Source organism: Pseudomonadota bacterium, from assembly GCA_010028905.1.
Classification (GTDB): domain Bacteria; phylum Vulcanimicrobiota; class Xenobia; order RGZZ01; family RGZZ01; genus RGZZ01.
Window position 1 is genome coordinate 1 of the sequence record RGZZ01000319.1, and the last position, 5,910, is coordinate 5,910.

The window sequence follows — 5,910 nt, forward strand, 5'->3', positions numbered from 1 at the left end:
CCCGACGCCCACCGACCGCGCCACGAAGTAGAGCGACATCCCCTCCAGCACGAGTGCGAGGAGGGCCACCCCCAGCGAAGCCGCAAGCCTCGGCGGATCGCCGAGAATCCCGCGAAAGGCGTCAGACAGCGCGGAGAGCGACACCCCCATCACGCGATGCTCCACCACGCGGCGCACGGGCACCCGTGACGGGGCCCACAGGGCCAGGCTCACGCCCCCCACCACGGCGCTCAGGAACACGGCGGCGCCCACGGCGACCTGCAGCGCGCGGGGATCTTCCCGTGGCACCCCGAGACACACCAGCAAGGCGGCGATCCACAGGGCCGTGAGGCTGCTCCATCGGGCCAGCACAACGCTCGCCGCTGCCTCCAGGGGCGTGGCCCCGGCACGCAGGCTCACGTAGCCGCGAAGCACATCACCCGCCAGTCCCGTTGTGGGGAGCACGGCGTTGAGCGACGCCCCCACGATGGTGGTTCGTAACGCCACGCCCACGGTCACGAAGCGACGACCCGACGGCATGACGGCATACCAGATGAGCCCGGCAAGCGCCACCGACGCCGCAAGCATCACCGCCCCCATCGCCGCCTGCGCGAGAGACGCCTGGCGCAGAATGGTGGCAAGAGCGGTCAGATCGAGCGACCGGAGCACGATCCCCAGCACGAGCGCGCTCACCGCAACCCGAGCCACGACAGCGCGGGGCGACGCGCCCTCGCGTCTCGATGGTCCAGGTTCCACCTAGACAGGCTCCTCTCTTGCGCACGCGCACAGTGCGGGCGATGACCCTCCACGCGAAAGCCTTCACAGGTCGCACGCTGCTGTCGCCACGGGGCAACAGACCCGCCCTTCACAATACCAGTGAGCCCGACGCAAAGCAACTGCACCCTGCTCGGGGGGCAGATGAGAATCGTTCGGTGCCCAGCTCGGCGAATTACCTGTCTGTCCACCACGACACCGTGGGGGACAAGCCGAGGTCCACCACGACACCGTGGGGGACATTGGTGCGGAGCTGCGCGAACGGGGGCGCACGGTGCGGGTCCACCACGACACCGTGGGGGACAAGCCTCGCAACCCTCGGCAATATGTCTGCAGCGACCTCTGGCAGTTGCACCGGGTCCCCTCTCCCGGCGGCACCGGCGCCAGACGTGGCACCACTGGCGTTCACACCGCGCAGCAGCGCTCCGGCCATCTGATAACATCCCGGCAACCCACCGACGCGGCCACGGCGTTACGCTCGTAGACAAGAGACCTGTGAGTGGAGAAGACGCACGTGAACGCGACGGGACACATGATCCTGTTCCAGATGGCGTACAACAACATGACGCCCGAGGTGCAGAAGCGCGTCAGCGCGCTCATCCACAACCCGAACAACCCTGAGGAGGGCGGGTACAAGACCGACAAGCGCGACAACGACGTGCCCTCGGCCGCCACCTATCCCGACGTCTACAAGCACGATGTCCGCCAGATCCCCGGCGCCGACGCAAAGGGCTACAACCACTTCTACAACCAGCCCATCGGCGACCCGAAGTACACGGCTGGCAAGAAGCCCTCGTCTCCAAACGGCCTCGACTGGCTGGCCTCGCAGGAGAAGATTCTCGCAGACCCCAAGACGTCTGACGATCTGAAGGCCAACGCCCTGCGCTGGACCGCGCACATGTTCGGCGACGTCGGCGCGCAGCCCGCCCACGCCGTGAACTACTACTCTGCTCGCTTCCCCAACGGTGACGAAGGTGGCAACAAGTTCGAGGTCACCTATGACCCGAACAGCCACTTCACCGGAAACCTACACGGCCTGCTCGACGCGGGCGGGGCCCACAAGACCGCCAATGGCAAGGTCGAGGAGAACTTCAAGTTCATCTCCGAACCGCTCGACGCCAGCAGCCGCGCCTATGTCGAGAGCCGCGCGCAACAGATTCAGCAGCAGTACCCGCGTGAGCGGTACATCGCTCAGGTGAACGACCAGAACCCGCAGGACTGGGTCAAGGATCTGAGCGCTCAAGCGCAGCAGGTGTGGGGCGAGTTCACCCCCGGTGAGCATGTGGCCGCCGACGACAAGCGACTTGCGGGCATCGAGCAGATGATGAACCAGAACCTGGCCATCTCGGCCTACCGCCTGGCGGAACTGTGCAACCACGCATTCGGCACCGCCCAGAGCGCGGCCGAGGCGGCGGCGGAAGTTCCGCCACACGCACCTGTCGTTCAGGTGGGCTGACGCAAGACGATCATCGCCTGCGCTACTTGCGGGCGGGGTGCGACTCGGGCAGCAGCATCTCGTCGAGGGTGACGAACCGATAGCCCTTGTGCTGCATGTCGACCAGGAAGCGGTCGAGGATCTCAAGGGTGTACGGAGCGTCGCGGCGGTTCTCGGGGTGCATGAGGATGATCGACCCCTTCGTCACGCGGCTCTCATAAGCGGCCAGCAGCTGGCGCGGGGTGAGGCCTGTGATGTGGCCGTCATGAACACGTCCCCGACCGGGGGTGTCGCCAGACACGTCCCAGTTGACGAGAACCTTGTGCAGCGCTCGCGCGGCCTCGATGGTGACGCCGCAGGGGCCGAAGAGGCCACCGGGCGCGCGCAGGAAGCGCGTGGCTTCGTGCAGGCCCCGATCGGTGCGGCTCACCTCGTCGAGCTGATGGCGCAGGGTCGAGCGCGTGAACTGCGTTGGCGTGTAGGGCCGCCCGAGCTCGTGCGACCAGGTGTGGTTCTCGATCTCATGCCCGCCCTCGCGGATGCGGCGCACCAGGGCAGGATAGTGCGCGGCGTTGCGCCCCACCAGGAAGAACGTGGCTCGCACCCCGTGACGGGAGAGAATCTCGAGCGTGCGCGGCGTTGCGGGCGAGGGGCCGTCATCGAGGGTGAGCGCGATGCGTCGATCGCCGACCCGCACGAAGCTGAGCACCCGACCGCCGCACGCCAGCGCGTCGAACGCCGTGCGCGTCTTGCGCCGCACCGCCGCGGCCCGCGCCTGTCTCACCTGTGCCGCGCACATCTCGCCCAGGCGGCGCAGCCCCCGCACGCAAAGCTTCCCCGCGTCCTGATCTGCCCGCAGAACCTGCTCGTCGGCAACGGCGAGCGCAGCCCCAACGGGAAGAGCACGAAGCCCTTCGCGTACCTGCTCACTGGCGTGCAGACGCGCGCTTCCAAGCCACAGGCCGATCACCGCAAGCGCAGATGCGGTGACAAAGAGAATGGGTCGGGTGGCGCGCCATCTCGTCGAATCCATGGCTGTGACCCTTTTATCATGGCGAACGGGGTCCGGTCAATGCGCGACTGCGTCTCCCTCCTCGACAGGACCGTTGGGAAGCGCCCCGAATGCCCGCGCTATGGCATTGCTGTCTCCCGTCGAAGCGGGCGTTCAATGTTCAGTCACCCACGGTGAGGGGATGAGGAGATCGCGGCATGCAGCCGATTGAGTCGACCATCCACGAAGCCGTGCTTCGCTGGATCGCCGCGGAAGGCACGGGCGAGAGCGCTTCCACAGACGTGGGGCTCGCCGTGGGCCGCCTTCTCTCTCGGCTGCAAGACCATCTCGGTCGGGTTCTGGGCGGCGGAGGTGTCCGCGCCATCATGGTGCGATGCATACGTCGGCAGCGACAAGACCATCACGAGCTGCAGGCCCTCGCCCTGAACGACCCCGACCTGCAGACCCGCCTCGTTGAAGTCTTGAGCAGCGTGCCTTGCGAGTCTGCCCAGAGAACGGCGGAAGCCCTGCTGTGCAGCTTCGTCGAGATACTCGTCTCCCTGATCGGCGCCACGCTCGCCTGGCGCCTGCTGAACGACATCTGGCCGCCGGGCGCCCCCCCTCCCGCCGACCGCTTCTCGGAGGAAGTTCCATGAACGCTGACGCAAGAGTTCCCCTCAGACTGCTGGAGACAGGCATCCCCGGGCTCGACGCGGTGCTCGGCGGCGGACTGCCAGAGTTCTCATTCAACCTCCTTGCGGGCGGACCCGGCTGCGGCAAGACCACCCTCGCCCATCAGATCATCTTCCACAACGCCAGCAGCGAGCGCCCCGCGATCTACTTCACCGTGCTCGGCGAACCCGCGCTCAAGATGCTGCGCTACCAGCAGCAGTTCACGTTCTTCGACCCCCGCAAGGTGGGCGACAGCGTCCGATTCGTCAACCTGCAGAGCCATCTGGCCGAATCCGGGTTGAAGAGCGTGCTCGAGGCCATCGTTCGTGAGGTCGAGGAGACCCAGCCAGGGCTCGTAGTGGTCGACTCCTTCCGTGCCCTCACCCGCGCCAACCGGGGCAGTGCGCGGTTCAATCGGGAGATCGAGGAGTTCGTGCAGGCGCTCGGGCTTCACCTGACGGCATGGGAAGCCACCACCTTCCTTCTCGGCGAGTTCGATCGCGACGACGAGGACAACCCCATGTTCACGGTGGCCGATGGCATCCTGTGGCTCTACCAGGTGGTCGAGCGAAACTCGGTGGTGCGCAAGATCCAGGTCGAGAAGATGCGCGGCATGGGGCAGCTGCCCGGCCTGCACACCTTCCGGATGAGCGACGCCGGCCTGCGGGTCTTCCCCCGCACTCCGAAACCCGTCGACGTCCCCGTTCCCGCAGCAGAGGAAGGCCTTCTCTCGACTGGCGTCGCGGGCCTCGACGAGATGCTGTGCGGCGGCATCCCCCGCGGCTACACAACGCTCGTGGCGGGGCCGTCCGGCTCTGGCAAGACCGTGCTCGCCACGCAGTTCATCGCCGAAGGGGTGCAGAACGGCGAGCCGGGCATCATCGCCGTGTTCGAGAAGCGCCCGAGCGACTACCTCAAGACCGTTCCACAGGGCGCTCATCTCGAGGCCATGCTCGCGTCTGGTGGCCTCGAGATGTTCTACATGCGCCCGCTCGATCTTTCCATCGACGAGACGCTGCACGAGCTGCAGGCCGCCGTGAAGCGCACTGGCGCCCGCCGTCTGGTCATCGACTCGCTGCTCGGCTTCGAGCTGGCGCTGGTGCCCATCAACCGCGAGGACTTCCGCGAGTCGCTGTACCGCACGATCGGGGCGCTGACAGCACTCGGAGTCTCGGTCATGCTGACCATCGAGCTGGTCGACTCCTACGTCGATCTGCAGTTCAGCCCCAACGGCATCTCGTTTCTCACCGACGTGATCATCGTGCAGCGCTATGTCGAGCTTGACGGCTTCCTGCGCCGCGTCATGATGGTGGTGAAGCATCGCACGAGCCCGCACAGCCATGAGCTTCGCATGTACGAGATCACGGCGCAGGGCGTCGAGGTGGGAAACGCCCTCCACGGCTATCAGGGGCTCCTCAGCGGACGCCCGCACCCGCTCTGAGCGACCGCGCGGCGGCCGGCGCAGATCCTTTGCAACGTCACGGGTTTCTGCTATCATCCGACAGGAACAGCCATGCCCACACTACACCCTGCTCCCAACATGGCCGGCGGCATCCAGGCCATTCCCCTGCCCCCAAAGCCTGCGTTCAAGTTCGACGTGCTGCACGGCACGGTTCTTCTCGCGCTGTTCCTCCACGCCGTGCTCCTGTTCGCGTACGCCATCCTGGTGGCCAACCCGAAGGAGGCCAGCAAGGCGTTCTTCAGCGACACGCTGCACGTCGTCAACGAGACCGCGGTCACCATGACCCAGATCGTGGCGCCCAAGCCGCCTGAGCCCGTGGCGCAGCCCGCGCCGCAGAAGCCCGTGACGCCGCAGCCCGTGAAGCCCCAGGCAACCCAGCCCGCACCCGTGGCTCCACCGGTGAAGGCGCCGGTGGCCGCGCATCCGCAATCGAAGCCCGGCCCCGCGCGGTATTCACCGGTGAAGACGCAGAGCGTGCAGACGGGGCCGCCCGTCGTGGCCGCCGCGAATGGCACCGGTCCCGCCGTGCCGTCCGGCAACAGCGCGGGTCCCCCACAAGGCGGCGACCCCAACAGCCACGGCGTGGGCGATGGAACC

At 67.0% G+C, this 5,910-nt stretch carries 7 protein-coding genes; 4 read left to right on the forward strand and 3 right to left on the reverse strand.

All coding sequences use genetic code 11. From position 1 onward, the window contains the following. Nucleotides 1-735 (reverse strand): hypothetical protein (locus EB084_17945; protein ID NDD30142.1); only part of this gene is annotated, 735 nt, incomplete at its 3' end. 193 nt (nucleotides 736-928) lie between these two features. Beyond that, entirely contained in the window at nucleotides 929-1,108 is a 180-nt protein-coding gene (locus EB084_17950) for a hypothetical protein (GenBank protein NDD30143.1), read from the reverse strand. 144 nt (nucleotides 1,109-1,252) lie between these two features. Here EB084_17950 and EB084_17955 point away from each other — a divergent pair, with 144 nt between their 5' ends. Next, entirely contained in the window at nucleotides 1,253-2,209 is a 957-nt protein-coding gene (locus EB084_17955; GenBank protein NDD30144.1) for a hypothetical protein, read from the forward strand. A 22-nt stretch (nucleotides 2,210-2,231) separates the two neighbouring features. On the opposite strand, the gene EB084_17960 is transcribed toward EB084_17955, so the two are convergent. Continuing rightward, nucleotides 2,232-3,221 carry a polysaccharide deacetylase family protein gene (locus tag EB084_17960; GenBank protein ID NDD30145.1) on the reverse strand — a complete coding sequence of 330 codons (990 nt, stop codon included), beginning with the start codon at nucleotides 3,219-3,221 and terminating at the stop codon, nucleotides 2,232-2,234. A gap of 176 nt (nucleotides 3,222-3,397) precedes the next feature. Between EB084_17960 and EB084_17965 the strand changes: the two genes are divergently transcribed. From EB084_17965 to EB084_17975, 3 genes are all read left to right on the forward strand, one after another. Beyond that, entirely contained in the window at nucleotides 3,398-3,835 is a 438-nt protein-coding gene (locus EB084_17965) for a hypothetical protein (protein ID NDD30146.1), read from the forward strand. After that, complete coding sequence (locus tag EB084_17970; GenBank protein NDD30147.1) at nucleotides 3,832-5,292, forward strand: protein kinase; 1,461 nt, start codon at nucleotides 3,832-3,834, stop codon at nucleotides 5,290-5,292. Before EB084_17965 ends, EB084_17970 begins: the two co-directional genes overlap by 4 nt. A gap of 99 nt (nucleotides 5,293-5,391) precedes the next feature. Further along, a partial coding sequence (locus EB084_17975) for a hypothetical protein (protein ID NDD30148.1) occupies nucleotides 5,392-5,910 on the forward strand: 519 nt, incomplete at its 3' end.

Coding starts and splice junctions, on each gene's coding strand:
- EB084_17960 (NDD30145.1), bottom strand. CDS start 3,221: ATGGATTCGACGAGATGGCGCGCCACCCGACCCATTCTCTTTGTCACC.
- EB084_17965 (NDD30146.1), top strand. CDS start 3,398: ATGCAGCCGATTGAGTCGACCATCCACGAAGCCGTGCTTCGCTGGATC.
- EB084_17970 (NDD30147.1), top strand. CDS start 3,832: ATGAACGCTGACGCAAGAGTTCCCCTCAGACTGCTGGAGACAGGCATC.